General features: G+C 68.2%; 14 protein-coding genes and 1 pseudogene. 12 read left to right on the top strand and 3 right to left on the bottom strand.

The genetic code is table 11. The features are described 5' to 3' along the window. Nucleotides 1–116 precede the first annotated feature (116 nt). Complete coding sequence (locus WCD84_RS02750; protein WP_343253941.1) at nt 117–872, bottom strand: helix-turn-helix domain-containing protein; 756 nt, start codon at nt 870–872, stop codon at nt 117–119. A gap of 22 nt (nt 873–894) precedes the next feature. Then, the gene (gene hemN / locus WCD84_RS02745; protein WP_343280338.1) at nt 895–2,298 is read right to left on the bottom strand and encodes an oxygen-independent coproporphyrinogen III oxidase; all 1,404 of its coding nucleotides are present in this window, start codon (nt 2,296–2,298) and stop codon (nt 895–897) included. Nucleotides 2,299–2,471: 173 nt separating this feature from the next. Here hemN and WCD84_RS02740 point away from each other — a divergent pair, with 173 nt between their 5' ends. The 5 genes from WCD84_RS02740 to WCD84_RS02720 all read left to right on the top strand — a co-directional run bounded on the left by WCD84_RS02740 (nt 2,472) and on the right by WCD84_RS02720 (nt 9,201). After that, entirely contained in the window at nt 2,472–3,071 is a 600-nt protein-coding gene (locus WCD84_RS02740) for a hypothetical protein (RefSeq protein WP_343280337.1), read from the top strand. Nucleotides 3,072–3,184: 113 nt separating this feature from the next. Next, nucleotides 3,185–3,571, top strand: coding sequence for a hypothetical protein (locus WCD84_RS02735; RefSeq protein WP_343280336.1), 387 nt, complete (start codon nt 3,185–3,187; stop codon nt 3,569–3,571). A gap of 92 nt (nt 3,572–3,663) precedes the next feature. Continuing rightward, on the top strand, nt 3,664–6,084 hold the full coding sequence (locus WCD84_RS02730; RefSeq protein ID WP_343280335.1) for a heavy metal translocating P-type ATPase: 2,421 nt from the start codon (nt 3,664–3,666) through the stop codon (nt 6,082–6,084). Continuing rightward, a complete protein-coding gene (cueR, locus tag WCD84_RS02725; RefSeq protein WP_343280334.1) occupies nt 6,074–6,520 on the top strand; it encodes a Cu(I)-responsive transcriptional regulator in 447 nt (148 codons plus the stop codon). The genes WCD84_RS02730 and cueR overlap by 11 nt, the downstream gene beginning before the upstream one ends. Next, nucleotides 6,520–9,201 (top strand): excinuclease ABC subunit UvrA, encoded by a 2,682-nt coding sequence (locus tag WCD84_RS02720; RefSeq protein ID WP_343280333.1) that lies wholly within the window; start codon nt 6,520–6,522, stop codon nt 9,199–9,201. Before cueR ends, WCD84_RS02720 begins: the two co-directional genes overlap by 1 nt. Before the next feature lie 27 nt (nt 9,202–9,228). Here the strand turns inward: WCD84_RS02720 and WCD84_RS14335 are convergent. Next, nucleotides 9,229–9,372 (bottom strand): annotated as a pseudogene (locus tag WCD84_RS14335) (hypothetical protein); the annotation flags it as partial. Between WCD84_RS14335 and WCD84_RS02715 the strand changes: the two are divergent. The 7 genes from WCD84_RS02715 (at nt 9,338) to WCD84_RS02685 (ending at nt 15,425) form a co-directional block, all read left to right on the top strand. Continuing rightward, the gene (locus WCD84_RS02715) at nt 9,338–9,907 is read left to right on the top strand and encodes an integrase (RefSeq protein WP_343280332.1); all 570 of its coding nucleotides are present in this window, start codon (nt 9,338–9,340) and stop codon (nt 9,905–9,907) included. The pseudogene WCD84_RS14335 and the gene WCD84_RS02715 sit on opposite strands and share 35 nt — an antisense overlap. 146 nt (nt 9,908–10,053) lie before the next feature. Then, nucleotides 10,054–10,458 carry a CopL family metal-binding regulatory protein gene (locus WCD84_RS02710; protein ID WP_343253950.1) on the top strand — a complete coding sequence of 135 codons (405 nt, stop codon included), beginning with the start codon at nt 10,054–10,056 and terminating at the stop codon, nt 10,456–10,458. Nucleotides 10,459–10,562: 104 nt separating this feature from the next. After that, entirely contained in the window at nt 10,563–12,404 is a 1,842-nt protein-coding gene (locus WCD84_RS02705; RefSeq protein WP_343280331.1) for a copper resistance system multicopper oxidase, read from the top strand. 5 nt (nt 12,405–12,409) lie between these two features. After that, entirely contained in the window at nt 12,410–13,573 is a 1,164-nt protein-coding gene (locus WCD84_RS02700) for a copper resistance protein B (protein WP_343280330.1), read from the top strand. A gap of 13 nt (nt 13,574–13,586) precedes the next feature. Then, the gene (locus WCD84_RS02695) at nt 13,587–14,357 is read left to right on the top strand and encodes a c-type cytochrome (RefSeq protein WP_343280329.1); all 771 of its coding nucleotides are present in this window, start codon (nt 13,587–13,589) and stop codon (nt 14,355–14,357) included. 19 nt (nt 14,358–14,376) lie between these two features. Further along, entirely contained in the window at nt 14,377–14,886 is a 510-nt protein-coding gene (locus WCD84_RS02690) for a nuclear transport factor 2 family protein (protein WP_024867863.1), read from the top strand. A 14-nt stretch (nt 14,887–14,900) separates the two neighbouring features. Further along, complete coding sequence (locus WCD84_RS02685) at nt 14,901–15,425, top strand: DUF411 domain-containing protein (RefSeq protein ID WP_449280052.1); 525 nt, start codon at nt 14,901–14,903, stop codon at nt 15,423–15,425. Nucleotides 15,426–15,447: the final 22 nt, after the last annotated feature.

Raw genomic sequence — 15,447 nt, 5'->3', positions numbered from 1 at the left:
GTGAAGGCGGCGTCATCGTGGCGGTTGGCGTGGGAAAAGGAACTGACCTGGGTCAAGCAGTGGAGCGGGGCCGGTGCATGCGCGGCCGTGCGGCCTTCGAGTCGTCCCGAGAAGCCTTACTGTTTCCAGAGCACCGGCGTCGCCAGGGCGCCAAGGCGGGCCTGGTCTATGATCTCGAGTTCGCGTCGATCCACGCGCAGCAGGCCGTCGGCCTGGAAGCGCTTGAGCACGCGGCTGACGGTTTCCGGCGCCAGGCGCAGGTAGTTGGCGATGTCGGTGCGCGCCATGGTCAGCTGGAACCGGTCGGGCGAGAACCCGCGTGCCGCCAGCCGGCGCGACATCATCACCAGGAACGCGGCCAGGCGCTCGTCGGCGGTCCAGTCGCCGGCAAGCAGGGCGGCGCGGCCGATGTCACGGCTGAGCAGCCGGAACAGGTGCTGCTGCAGGCCCGGCAGGCGGCCGGCCAGCACCGAGATCTTCGGGAACGAGAACCGGCACAGCATCACCGTGTCGAGCGCCACGGCGTTGCACGGATAGGTGTCGCCGTCGATGCCGTCGAGGCCGATCACCTCGCCCGGGAAATGGAAGCCGAGCACGTGCTCGCGGCCGCTGGGATCGATGACGTAGGTCTTGACCGTGCCCGCGCGCACCGCCGCGATGGCTTCGAAGGGATCGCCGACGCGGAACACGTGCTCGCCGGCGTGCAGCGGGCCGACGTGCTCGACCAGCATGTGCAGCTCGCCCAGCGATGCCTTGTCCATGCCCTGGGCCATGCAGGCCTGGGAGAACGCGCAGGTCGAGCAGAAATGGAATGCGTCGCCGTCGTCGGCCAGCACGCTGGGATCGACGCGCGGGAACGCGATCTTGTTCACCACGGACAGGCCTCCCGTCGCGTCAGATGGCGCGGGAGAAGCGGGGCCGGGTGTCGGATTCGGCGGCGGCGGGGGCGAGATAGCGGTCGAAGCACATGGCAATGTTACGCAAGAGCAGCCGTCCGCGCGCGGTCACCTTGATCCGGCCCGGTTCGATGCGCACCAGTCCGTCGGCTTCGAGTGGCGCAAGTTTCGCCAGCCCCTCGGAGAAATACTCGTTGAAATCAATGGCGTGTCGACGTTCGAGCGCGTCCATCGGCACCTCGGCCTGGCACATCAGCTGCTGGATCAGGTCGGCGCGGATCACGTCGTCCTCGTCCAGCTGCATGCCGCGGAAGACCGGCAGCCGGCCTTCGTCGACCGCGAACTGCCAGGAGGGCAGGTCGCGCGGGTTCTGGCTGAAGGTGTCGCCGATGTGGCTGATCGCGCTCACGCCCAGGCCAACCAGGTCGCTGTCGGCGTGGGTGGTGTAGCCCATGAAGTTGCGGTGCAGGCTGCCGCGGGCCTGGGCCATGGACAGGTCGTCGTCGGGCAGCGCGAAGTGGTCCATGCCGATGTACTGGTAGCCGGCGGCGGACAGTTTGGTGATCGCCAGCTCCAGCAGGCCGAGCTTTTCCTCGGCGCTGGGCAGGTCCCCGGACTTGATCTGGTTCTGCGGGCGGAAGACTTCAGGCAAGTGCGCATAGCCGTAGACCGCAAGCCGGTCGGGGCGCATCTCGACCACCGTATCCAGCGTGCGCGCGAAGCCTTCGGGGTTCTGCTTCGGCAGGCCGTAGATCAGGTCGACGTTGACCGAGCGGAAGCCGCTTGAGCGGCAGGCCTCGACCACCGCGCGGGTTTCCTCGACCGACTGGATGCGGTTGACCGCCTCCTGCACCACCGGATCGAAGTCCTGCACGCCGAAGCTGGCGCGGTTGAAGCCGATCCGGCCGAGCTCGGCGACGTCGGCCGGCGACACAAAGCGCGGGTCGAGCTCGATCGAAATGTCGCTTTCTTCCGGGCGTGCGAAGTGGAACTGTCGGCGCAGCGCATCGACCAGCTCGCCGATCTGGTCGGGGCCCATGAAGTTGGGCGTGCCGCCGCCAAGATGCAGCTGGATCACTTCACGATCGCGATCGAACAGCGCGGCGGTCATGTCGATCTCGCGATACAGCCGCGTGAGGTAGGTCCCGGCGCGCGATTTGTCGCGGGTGATGATCCGGTTGCAGCCGCAGTAGAAACAGGGGCTGACGCAGAACGGAACGTGCACGTACAGCGAAAGCCTGCGCGGGATGGGATCGCCATTGCTGGCGGCCGCGGCATCGCGCAGTTGCTCCTCGCCAAACGCGTTGCTGAACTGCGGCGCGGTGGGGTAGGAGGTATAGCGCGGGCCGGGCCGGTCGTAGCGGCGCAGGAGTTCGGCGCTGAAGGGGAGGGATGCGTCCATGGGATGGGATCGTGCAGCAGCCGCGGAGCGCGCGCCTTGATTCGGATCAAGGGTTTGCGTGGCCCGCGATCGCGGGAAAGTCCGAACCTCCCCTTGACCGCGCTCAAGCACCGCGACGCTGGCAGCGGCTACGATGCGCAATTCATCCGTTCATCCGCACCCTGGAGCCCAGCATGGACACCAAGCGCCTTGCCCACCTGATTCCCCTCGCCGCGGCGCTCGCGCTGGCTTCCGCCGCGATCGCCGGCGAACCGTCCGCGGAGGCCGGGCAGGCCACCTCGTCCGACGTCGAGACCATGGTGCAGGCCGAGGTCGCCGTGCGCGGCAGCGTCACCGCCATCGACGTCGAGAAGCGCCTGGTGACCCTGGACACAGGCACCGGGACGCGCGTGCTGCCGGTCGATCCGCGCGTCACGGGAATCGATGAGCTTCGTGTCGGCGACGTGGTCGACGTGCGCTACCACCGGTCGGTGCTGTTCGACATCCAGCCCGGCGGCAGCGCCGAGCCGGGCGCCTACATCAGCGAAGGCCTGCATCCGTCGAATGGCGGACAGGTGGGCGAACAGGAAGTGACCGTGCTGGCGGCGGTGGTCGAGGTCGATGCGGCATCGGGGGCGTTCACCGTGCAGGGCCCGAGCGGCAACGTCCGCACGCTGCACGCCGAGACGCCCGAGCATCGCGAAGCCGTGGGCCGGATCAAGGTGGGCGACCTGCTGAGGGTGCGCTTCCGCGAAGGCCTGGCGGTGTCGGTCGCGCAGGCCGAACTGCATTAGCAAGGCCCGGCGCGTCCACGTGGCGCGCCGGAGGCGACGGGACCCGACCGGCAGGAGGCCACATGGGGCGTCATCGATCCACGGATGGACTATCGCTGGCGGTACTGCTGGCCATGGCAACACTGGCGGCCGCGGGCTGGCCTGCGCAGGCGCAGACCGTGCAGAAATGCATCGACGCTGCCGGCCACGTCACCCTCACCAGCGCTGAATGTGGCGACGGGCAGCGGCTTGCGGAGCGCTATGACGCCGTTCCCGAGCCCGCCGCCGCGGCGCGACAGGTGAATGCTGCCCGGCAAGCCGGCCCGAGCGTTCGCGCGGGCGTGCGCAACGCGCGTCCCGCCCGGCCGCGGGCGCGCGGCAAACCGGCACCCGACCGCTGCCAGGCCGCACGCGAGCGCCGGGAGCAGACGCTGCGCCGTGTCGGCTTGAAGCGTACGTTCGACCTGTTGCGCCGGCTTGATGACGAAGTCTGGGCCGCGTGCGCCCGGACTGGCGGTTGAGCGCTGCCTGGAACCCCTGGTCCCTGCGATCGCTTGACCTTCCCATGGTGGGAGGGATTAGGCTGTGCGTACGAACCAGGAGCGACATGTCCATGACCACCGCCACAGTCAGCACCGAGCTGCGCCTCCCCGTTGAAGGAATGACCTGCGCGTCCTGCGCGGGTCGCGTCGAGCGGGCCGTGAAGCAGCTGCCGGGGGTGGAAGACGCCAGCGTGAACCTCGCCACCGAGGTCGTGGAAGTCCGCGGGCCGGCGCTGCCCGCCGCAGCGGACATCGCCGCTGCGATCGAGGCGGCGGGCTACAGCGTCACCACGGACGAAGCGGAACTGGCCATCGAAGGCATGACCTGCGCGTCCTGCGTGGGCCGGGTCGAGCGGGCGCTGATGAAGGTGCCTGGCGTGATCGAGGCATCGGTCAACCTCGCCACCGAGCGCGCCAGGGTGCGCACGGCCGGCGCAGTCGACGTGGCGAAGCTCGTGGCCGCCGTGGAGGCCGCGGGCTACGTCGCGCAGCCTCCGCAGGCAACGCCGGCCGCAGCGGATCAGCCCGTCTCCACCACGGGCCGCCGGCCGCTTTCGAAGGAAGCCCGCCACCTGCTCATCGCCGCCATCCTGACCGCGCCGCTGGTGCTGCCGATGGCCGGGATGCTCTTCGGCCAGCACTGGATGCTGCCCGGCTGGCTGCAGTTCGCGCTGGCCACGCCGGTGCAGTTCTGGCTGGGCGCGCGCTTCTACCGCGCCGGCTGGCACGCCCTGCGCGCCGGCACCGGCAACATGGACCTGCTGGTGGCGCTGGGCACCTCCGCCGGCTACGGCCTGAGCGTGCACAACCTGCTGCAGGGCTCCGCCGAGCTCTATTTCGAAGCCTCCGCTGCGATCATCACCCTGATCCTGCTCGGCAAGTTCCTCGAGGCGCGCGCCAAGCGCCAGACCACCGAAGCCATCCGCGCGCTGCAGGCGCTGAAGCCATCGACCGCACGCGTGCGCACCGCCGCCGGCGACGTGGACGTCGCGGTCGAGCGGGTGAGGGTAGGGGACATGGTCGTCGTGCGCCCGGGCGAGCGCTTTCCCGTCGATGGCGAAGTGCGCGAAGGCCGCACCCACGCCGACGAGTCGCTGATCACCGGCGAGTCGCTTCCCGTCGCCAAGGACGCCGGCGACCGGGTCACCGGCGGCGCCGTCAACGGCGAAGGCGTCGTGGTGGTCGAAACCCTGGCCATCGGCAGCGAGACCGCGCTGGCCCGCATCATCCGCCTGGTCGAGGACGCACAGGCGAAGAAGGCCCCGATCCAGAAGGCGGTCGATCGCGTCAGCGCGATCTTCGTGCCGGTGGTGGTGGCCATCGCCGTGGTGACCGTGCTGGCCTGGGGCCTTGCGACCCAGGACTGGAACGCCGCGATCCTCAACGCCGTGGCGGTGCTGGTGATCGCCTGTCCCTGCGCGCTCGGCCTGGCCACGCCTACCGCAATCATGGCCGGCACCGGCGTTGCTGCACGCTCCGGGATCCTGATCAAGGACGCCGAAGCGCTCGAGCTTGCGCACAAGGTGGGGGTCGTGGCCTTCGACAAGACCGGCACCCTCACTGCAGGCGAGCCGCGCCTGGTCGAAGCGATCCCCGCCATCGGCGAACGCGAAGCGCTGCTTGCGCTGGCCGCCGCGCTGCAGAGCGGCAGCGAGCACCCGTTGGCCCGGGCCGTGCTGCGTGAAGCGACGCCGGTGGCCGCGGCCTCCGATACCCGGGCCCTGCCGGGACGTGGCCTGAAGGGACGCGTCGACGGCCGCGAAACGTGGCTTGGCAACCTGGCGCTGATGCAAGAGATCAAGGCCGATGTCGGCGACCTCGCCACCCGCGCGAATGAGCTGGAGCGCAGCGGCCACACCCTGTCCTGGCTGGCAGCGGGAGAGGGTGATGCGGTGCGGGTGATCGGTCTGCTGGCCTTCCGCGACGAGCCCCGTGACGGCGCGCGCGCCGCCGTTTCGCGCCTGCACCGGCTCGGCATCCACACGGTCATGATCTCGGGCGACAACGAAGGTGCGGCGCGCAGCATTGCCGGCAGCCTCGGCATCGACGGGGTACACGCCAACGTCCGTCCGGAACAAAAAGTTGAAGTGGTCCGCAAGCTCAAGGCACGGGGCGTGGTCGCCATGGTCGGCGACGGCATCAACGACGCCCCGGCACTGGCGGCCAGCGACGTCGGCATCGCCATGGGCTCGGGCACCGACGTGGCGATGCACGCCGCCGCGGTCACCCTGATGCGCCCCTCGATCACCCTCGTGGCCGATGCCATCGACGTCTCCCGGCGCACCACCGCCAAGATCCACCAGAACCTGTTCTGGGCCTTCGCCTACAACGTGGTCGGCATCCCGCTGGCCGCGATGGGCCTGCTCGACCCGATCTTCGCCGGCGCGGCCATGGCGTTCTCTTCGTTGAGCGTGCTGGGCAATACGCTGCTGTTGAAGCGCTGGCGGCCGGCGTCCCCCGAGGCCGGCGGGGAGGCGGGTCGTGTCGCGTAAGCCACCGCCGCCGGAGCTTGGCGAAGCACGCGGGCAGGGCTTCCACAACATCGGCGAGGCCGCCGGCCTGTCCGGAGTCACCGCCAAGATGATCCGCCACTACGAGAGCATCGGATTGATCCCCGAAGCAGCGCGGACCGCGGCCGGCTACCGCCTCTACAGCAGCCAGGACGTGCATCGGCTCCGCTTCGTCAAACGTGCGCGCGCACTGGGCTTTTCGATGAAGCAGATCGAAGTCCTGCTGGCATTGTGGTCGGACCGGTCGCGCGCCAGCGCCGAGGTCAAGTCGCTGGCGCTGGACCATGCCCGGGATCTGGGCAAGCGCATCGCCGAGATGCAGGCCATGCAGCGGACGCTTGAAGAGCTGGCGCGGCGGTGCCATGGCAACCAGCGGCCGGACTGTCCGATCCTGGATGACCTGGGCGGGAGCGCCTGATGGTCACGTCGCGCGCGCCCAAATCCCGTGCCGCCGGCAGGTCGTCCGCCAGGGCTGCCGCCCCCGCCATCGCCTGTGACGACGGCTGCGTGCGCGTCCGCGGTGCGCGCGAACACAACCTGCGGGACGTCGACCTCGACGTACCGCGCGACCAGCTGGTGGTGTTCTCCGGCGTGTCGGGGTCGGGCAAATCGTCGCTGGCGTTCGGCACCATCTATGCGGAGGCGCAGCGCCGGTACTTCGAGTCGGTGGCGCCGTACGCGCGGCGCCTGATCGACCAGGCCGGCGTGCCGGATGTCGACTCCATCGAGGGCCTGCCGCCCGCCATCGCCCTGCAGCAGCAGCGCGGCGCCGGCAATGCGCGCTCCAGCGTCGGCAGCGTGACCACGCTGTCGAGCCTGGTGCGGATGATGTATTCCCGCGCCGGTGCGTACCCGCCCCGGCAGCCGATGCTGTACGCCGAGGACTTCTCGCCCAACACGCCGCAGGGCGCGTGCCCGCGCTGCCACGGTCTCGGCCACGTGTACGAGGTGACCGAGGCGCTGATGGTGCCGGATCCGTCGCTGACCATCCGAGAGAAAGCGATCGCCTCGTGGCCGCCGGCGTGGCACGGGCAGAACCTGCGCGACATCCTGGTCACGCTCGGCTACGACATCGACAAGCCGTGGAAGGAGCTGCCGAAGAAGGACCGCGACTGGATCCTGTTCACCGAGGAGACGCCGACGGCGCCGGTGTATGCCGGCTTCACCCCGGCCGAGACCCGCGCCGCGCTCAAGCGCAAGGCCGAGCCCAGCTACATGGGCACCTACACCGGCGCGCGCCGCTACGTGCTGCACACGTTTGCCACCACCCAGAGCGCGCTGATGAAGAAGCGCGTTTCGCGCTTCCTGGAGGGCCGGCCGTGCCCCGAGTGCGACGGCAAGCGGCTCAAGCGCGAGGCCCTGTCGGTGACGTTTGCCGGGGTCGACATCGGCGAGTTCTCGCGCCTGCCGCTTGATCGGGTGGTGGAGCTGCTGCAGCCGATCGCGGAGGGCGCGTTTCCCGTCGACGCCGACGAGGGCAGCACCAGCGCCAGCGCGACCGGACGCGACCGGGCCAGGCGCGCCGCCGCGAAGCAGGCCACCCATGCCGCAGCGCCCGACGTGCGCCGTACCCCGGCGATGTCCGAGGAGAAACGGCTGGCCGCACAGCGCCTTGCGCAAGGCGTCATCGGCCGCCTGCATACCCTGCAGGCGCTGGGGCTGGGCTACCTGTCGCTGGATCGCAGCACGCCTACGCTGTCGCCGGGCGAACTGCAGCGCCTGCGACTGGCCACCCAGCTGCGCTCGCACCTGTTCGGCGTGGTCTACGTGCTTGACGAGCCGTCCGCCGGCCTGCACCCGGCCGACAGCCAGGCGCTGTACGACGCGCTGGAGCAGCTGCGCGACGCCGGCAATTCGGTGTTCGTGGTGGAGCACGACCTCGAGCTGATGCGCCGCGCGCAATGGCTGGTCGATGTCGGCCCCGATGCCGGCGAACGCGGCGGGGAAGTGCTGTACAGCGGACCGCCGGAAGGGCTGGCGGCGATCGAAACGTCGCGCACGGCGCAGTACCTGTTCGGCACCACCCCGGCGCCGGACAGCCATGAGCGCGCCCCCTCCGGCTGGCTGGAGCTGCAGGGCCTGCACCGCCACAACCTGCACGGGCTGGACGCGCGCATTCCGCTGGGCGTGCTGACCGCGGTCACCGGCATTTCCGGCTCGGGCAAGTCCAGCCTGATCGCACAGGCCCTTGCCGAACTGGTCCGCCTGCACCTGGGCCACGAGCCCGAGGACAGCGACGACGAGGCCCCCGATGCGCCGTCGGCGATCGAGCGCACGCGCGGGCATCTGGCTGGCGACATCGATGCGGTGCAGCGCCTGGTGCAGGTCGACCAGAAGCCGATCGGCCGCACGCCGCGCTCCAACCTGGCGACCTACACGGGACTCTTCGACCACGTGCGCAAGCTGTTTGCCGCCACGCCCGAAGCCCGCCGACGCCGCTTTGACGCCGGGCGGTTTTCATTCAACGTCGCCAAGGGCCGCTGCGAGACCTGCGAAGGGGAGGGCGTGGTCAGCGTCGAGCTGCTGTTCATGCCCAGCGTCCACGCGCCGTGCCCCACCTGCCATGGCGCCCGTTACAACGAGGCCACGCTGCAGGTGCGGTGGAATGGCCGCAACATCGCCGAGGTGCTGGGCATGACGGTGGAGCAGGCCGGAGAGTTCTTCAGCGAGCAGGGTGCCATCGCCCGCCCGCTGCACCTGCTGCGCGAGATCGGCCTGGGCTACCTGCGCCTGGGCCAGCCGGCCACAGAGCTGTCCGGAGGCGAGGCCCAGCGCATCAAGCTGGCCACCGAACTGCAGCGCAGCCAGCGTGGCCGCAGCCTGTACGTGCTCGACGAGCCGACCACCGGCCTGCATGCCGCCGACGTCGACCGTCTGATGGTGCAGCTGCACCGGCTGGTGGAGGCCGGAAATTCAGTGGTGGTGATCGAACACGAGATGCGCGTGGTGGCGCAGGCGGACTGGGTGATCGACATGGGCCCGGATGCGGGTGAACGCGGAGGTCTGATCGTCGCCGAGGGGCGGCCGCGGGATGTGGCCAAGGTGCGGGGCAGCCGGACGGCGGAGTACCTGGCGTCTGCGTTGGAGGGCTCCGCCTAGGGGCGCCGCTGGCGTCCGTCCTGTACTTTACATAATGTGCATTATGCGAAGTGCTGGGCGGGGGTGGAACAGAGCGATCCCGGCCGCACTCTGCCAACTGCTTGATTGCCGCGGAGGAAGTGCCGCTGAAAGCGTGGTGCCATCCACCAACACGATTCGCTCCACCGATCGAGCAAACTCAACCGCCTGCGCGCTGAAACTTGATGTTGTGGAGCACTACCGCACCTCGGTGCGGGAGCAGCGCGAGCAGGAGCAGCGTCGGCACGAGCAGCAGGTGCAGGAACTGCAGGTCGCGTTGCGCCAGGCCAACGAGACACTGACCGCAAAGAACCACGAGCTGCTGCAGCTCAACCGCGACGCCGGGCGCCTGCTCGAGCTCAACGGGCGGCTGGAACAGGACCTGCGCCAAGCCCGCGAAGACGCTACAGGGCAGCAGCAGGCGCTGGACGGCCTGAAGCTGCTGGCCGCCGAACACACCGCGCTGCAGACCCGCTGGGCCGACGACACACACCGCCTGGACACGCTGCGGGGCGAATTAACCGGCGCACGCGACGCATTGGAGCAGGAACGCACCCATCGGCAGCAGGTCCAGGCCGAGGCCGCGCGAGTCAGCGCACGCTTGGAAGCGACGCAAGAGCTGCTCGAGCGCTTCAGCCCGGCGGCCGAGCCGCAGCGCCGCAAGCCACCGCGCACGACGGCGAAATAAACGTCGCCGCCAGCGGCTTAGTTATCGAACACGGCATCCCACGAATACTGCCGACCCGCTATCTATACGCACGCGTTGCCGAGTGTATTCATCTGCAGTTTACATGTGCCTGTATAGTTGAGTGCATGCCTCTCCGCGCACTCCTGATGCGGTTGTTCCTGATCGTTGCCCTGCTGGCCAACGGTCCGGGCATCGCTGGTGCGTCCATGCACATGGAGCACCTGCGCGACTCGACGGGCGACGCCGACCTTGTGACGGCGTCGCAGACAGTGTCCGAGGCTACGGCCGCCTGCCACGGGGCCGGAGCGATCGCTCCGGTGACCGACGACGACCATCACCCGCAGGCCGCTGACCAGACCGGGACAGCACCGCCGTTGGACGACTGCTGTGAGACGGACAACTGCTGTGCGTGCATGCATCATTGTTCTGCAGCACTCGCCGAGTCGGCACTCGCCGACTTCACCGTCCGGTACCGGCAAACTGCCGAATCGTTCCTGTCGGTGCACGCGTCCGCTGCACTGACCAATCTCTTCCGACCTCCGATCGGCTAAGTGTCGCTATGCGCCTTTCAAGGCGCTGATGGACCCTGTTCGCTGCTCCGCATCGACAGGGTAACGCTCGCCTCGCGAGCCCTCGACATTTTCCCGGAGTTCCCATGTCATCCGATCTTTTCGGCCGCGCCGAGGGGCTGTCCGCTCCGTCGCGCCGCCACTTTGTCCAAGGCCTTGCCGCCGGAGGCGCCGTTGCAGCCCTCGGCCTATGGCCCCGTTCCAGCTGGGCCGTCAAGGCCGAAGGCGTACCCAACGTGCTCTCGGGCACCGACTTCGACCTGACCATCGGCGAGACCCCGATGAATTTCACCGGTGCCACGCGCCCGGCGATCACGGTCAATGGCTCGATTCCGGCGCCGCTACTGCGCTGGCGCGAGGGCACCACCGTCAACCTGCGGGTCCGCAATGCCCTGCCCCCCGGCTCGATCCATGGCAACCAGACATCGATCCACTGGCACGGCATCCTGCTGCCGGCCAACATGGACGGCGTGCCCGGGCTGAGCTTCGACGGCATCAACCGCGGCGAAACCTACCAGTACCGCTTCAACGTCGTGCAGGGCGGCACCTACTGGTACCACAGCCACTCCGGTTTTCAGGAGCAGGCCGGCCTGTATGGGCCGCTGGTGATCGAGCCGCTCGAGCCCGAACCCTTCGCCTATGACCGCGATTACGTGGTCATGCTGTCGGACTGGACCGACCTCGATCCGCGCCACCTGTTTGCCAGGCTCAAGAAGCGATCGGATTTCGACAACTACGCCAAGCAGACGGTCGGTGACTTCTTCGACGACGTGAAGCAGCACGGCTGGGCCCCCACGGTCGAAGACCGCAAGATGTGGGCGGGTGCGATGCGGATGACGCCGACCGACCTGTCGGACGTCAATGGCAACACCTACACCTTCCTCATGAACGGTACGACCTCGCTCGGCAACTGGACCGGCCTCTTCCGGTCCGGTGAGAAGGTCCGCCTTCGCTTCATCAACGGCTCCGCGATGACGCACTTCGACGTGCGCATCCCGGGTCTGAAGATGACGGTGGTCGCGGCCGACGGCCAGTACGTGCATCCGGTCACGGTCGACGAGTTCCGCATTGCCACCGCCGAGACCTTCGACGTCATCGTCGAACCCACCGGGCAGGATGCGTTCACCATCTTCGCGCAGGACCTGGGGCGTAGCGGCTACATCAGCGGCACCCTCGCCGTCCGGGACGGTTTGCGTGCGCCTGTGCCCGACGTCGGCCCCAAGCCGCTCCTCACCATGGACGACATGGGCCACGGCGGAATGGGCGGCGGCGGGCACGACATGTCCTCGATGTCCAATAGCGCAATGGCTGGCATGGACCACAGCGGCCACGACATGTCGTCGATGGCCGGAAGCGCAATGGCCGGCGGAAGCATGGCGGGCATGGATCACGGCGCTGGCGGAATGCAGCAGCACCCGGCCACCGAAGCCGGCAACCCCCTCGTCGACATGCAGACGATGACACCCGTGCCCAAGCTGGCCGATCCGGGCATTGGCCTGCGCGACAACGGCCGACGCGTGCTGACCTACGCCGATCTGCGTAGCACGTTCCGCGACCCGGACGGCCGCGAACCCAGCCGCACGGTCGAGCTGCACCTGACCGGCCACATGGAGCGCTTCGCCTGGTCGTTCAACGGACTGAAGTTCGCCGACGCAGAGCCACTGCGGCTGAACTATGGCGAGCGCATGCGGATCGTGCTGGTCAACGACACGATGATGTCGCACCCGATCCACCTACACGGCCTGTGGAGCGATCTCGAGGACGAGTCCGGCAACTTCATGGTGCGCAAGCACACCATCGACATGCCGCCAGGCACCAAGCGCAGTTACCGGGTACGCGCCGATGCGCTCGGCCGCTGGGCCTACCACTGCCACCTGCTCTATCACATGGAAGCCGGCATGTTCCGCGAAGTGCGGGTGGAGGAATGAACGCCATGACCCTGTCCCGCCGCCACCCGCTCCCCCTCGGCCTGGCCACCGTGCTGCTCCTCGCTGCCGGTGTCGCGCCGGCGTGGGGCCAGGAGACAGATCACGCCTCGCACCATCCGGCATCGAAGCCGACTGCCACACAGTCGCTGGCCAAGCCGGTTGACCCACAAGCCAGCGACCATGCGCACCACGCAACCCCGTCAAAGCCGCCGGTGGCACCGATGGAACATGGAACGCAGGATCACGGATCCATGGCCCACGGAAACATGGACCACGGCGCCATGAAACAGGGGGCGGCGGACCCTGCCGGCAGCGATCACTCCACGATGGACCATTCCTCGATGGATCACTCTGGAATGGATGGATCGAACATGGACCACTCGGGCATGGACCACGCTTCCATGGGCCACCAGGCAGGTGCCAGCCAGGATCTCCCGGCCACGGCCGAACCACACGAGCCTATTCCTGTCGTCACGCCGGCTGATCGCGCCGCGGCGTTCCAGGACCTCGACGAGCACCTGATGCACGGCGAATCGATCCACTCCTATTGGGCGCTTGATCGGCTTGAGGTGTGGGACGCGGATGAAGACGGCACCGGTGTGGCTTGGGAAGCGATGGGCTGGGTCGGCTCCGACTTGAACCGGCTCTGGCTGCGCAGCGAGGGCGAGCGCGTTGGTGGATCCACCGAGTCCGCCGACGTGGAGGTCCTGTACGGCCGCGCCATCGCCCGCTGGTGGGATGCGGTCGCCGGTGTCCGCCATGACTTTGGCTTTGGTGGCGGCCCGTCCCGCACCTATGCGGCGCTCGGCGTGATCGGTCTGGCACCGTACATGTTCGAAGTCTCAGCCACGGCGTACCTGGGCGAGTCCGGCCAGGTCGGGATCGGGGCGGAAGCCGAGTACGAAATGCTGTTCACCAACCGGCTGATCGGCCAGTGGCTGGTCGAGGGCGAAGCCTGGAGCAAGGACGATCCGGCGGTTGGAATCGGCAGCGGGCTGAGCAAGGTCGAAGCCGGTTTCCGCCTGCGCTACGAGTTCCATCGGCAGTTCGCTCCCTACGTCGGGGTGGTGTGGGAGCGTGCCTACGGGGGCACGGCGGACCAACGTCGCGCGCAGTCCGGTGACATCGACGACACCCGGATCGTCGCCGGCGTTCGAATCTGGTTCTGATGGGAGAACATACATGCAACCGAAGACACGCAAGCGTGTTTGGTTGATCGGGGTTCCGCTGGTTGTCGTGGCCGGTACGACGGGCTTCATCTGGGGCGGCGTGTACAACGTCGCCGCCGATGACATGCACACGAAGCCCGTGCATTTCCTGCTCGAAACCGCACGCGAGCGCTCCATCGTGGCACGTCTGGGACAGCTGGACGTGCCGTCGGATTTGGACGATCGCACACGGATCGTCCAGGGCGCGGGCAATTATGCGGCCATGTGCGCAGGGTGCCACTTGGCTCCGTCGATGGCCGAAACCGAGTTGAGCCAAGGCCTGTATCCCACGCCTCCAGACCTCAGCAAACACAAGGTCGACGTGGCCAAAGCGTTCTGGGTGATCAAGCACGGGATCAAGGCTAGCGGCATGCCCGCCTGGGGCAAGAACATGGGGGACGAGTACATCTGGAACATGGCCGCGTTCCTGCAGGTGCTGCCCACGCTCGACGCGACTGCGTACAAGGAACTTGTCGACAGCAGCGAGGGCCATTCGCATGGCGGCGGCGAGACGCAAGGCCACCATGACGACGAAAAGGCCGAGGATCACCCTGCCCCATCCGAGCCGGGCAACAACTCCATGCCGCATGCGCACCCGCCGGGCGTGGACGACGATCACCACGGCCCGACACTCAGCGACACGGAAGTCGGGTTGGTGGACCACCGCCATCCCAACGGCAAGGTGGAGTCGCACCCTGCACCACACACGCCCGTGGCCGGTGACGGCCATGCGCACACCCATTGATCTCCTTGGAGCCCACGCAATGAACGCAACAGCAATCTCGTTCACCCTCGCACTGGCACTGGCCGTCGTGTCCCCCGCAATGGCGCAGGCGACACAGCCGCACGCACATCACCCCGCTGCCGCGGCATCTGCGGACGTCGACGTCCCAGTCACTGCAGAGGCCGCGGTCGCCGTAGCGGAGCGTTTCAACAGCGCCCTGTCTAGCGGCGATCTGGCCACGGTCGAAGCCCTGCTCGCTGCCGACGTTCTCATCCTCGAGTCCGGGGGCGCCGAACACAGCCGCGAGGAATACATGGGCCATCACGCAGTCAGCGATGCGGCGTTCCTCAAGGGCGCCCATCGCCAGCTGCTCCGTCAGCGTGCACGAACCGCTGGCGAGTTCGCGTGGGTCGGAACCGAAAGCGAGCTGCACGCCCAGAAGGACGGCAAGCCACTGACCGTCCAGAGCACCGAAACGATGGTGCTGAAGCAGACCGCCGACGGCTGGCGGATCGTCCACATCCACTGGTCCTCGCGGACCAAGCGCTGAGTCGAGAGATTGAAATGACTACGCTCACATTGCACCGTCTGACTTTTGTGGTCCTTGCCGTGGCTGGTCTGGGTGCTTGCGCCCAGGATGCTTCATCCGCGCAACCCACAACCTCGCCCTCCGCACAGGTTGTCGTCCAATCAGCCGACGCGACTCCAGCAGCCCTGCCACGCATGACCGTCCACAAGACCCCGACCTGCGGGTGCTGCGGTGCCTGGATCGACCACGTGCAGAAGGCGGGCTTCACCGTGGATGTGCACGACATGGATGACCTCGGTCCGGTCAAGGAGCGGTTGGGTGTCCCCTATGCAAAGGGCTCCTGCCACACGGCCGAGATCGGCGGATACGTCATCGAAGGCCACGTTCCGGCCGCGGACATCAAGCGTCTCCTCGAAGAAAAGCCGAACGCACGCGGCCTGGTCCTCCCAGGGATGCCGCTTGGTTCTCCGGGCATGGAGGTCCCGGAGGGGCGCCAGCAGCCGTACACGGTCGAGCTGATCCATCGCGACGGAACCACTGAACCGTTCGCACAGCACTGATCCGTCGCAGCAACAGGGGACG

The sequence above is a fragment of the Luteimonas changyuni genome (assembly GCF_039548395.1).
Taxonomy (GTDB): Bacteria; Pseudomonadota; Gammaproteobacteria; order Xanthomonadales; family Xanthomonadaceae; genus Luteimonas.
This window is presented reverse-complemented; position numbering and strand designations above follow the sequence as displayed.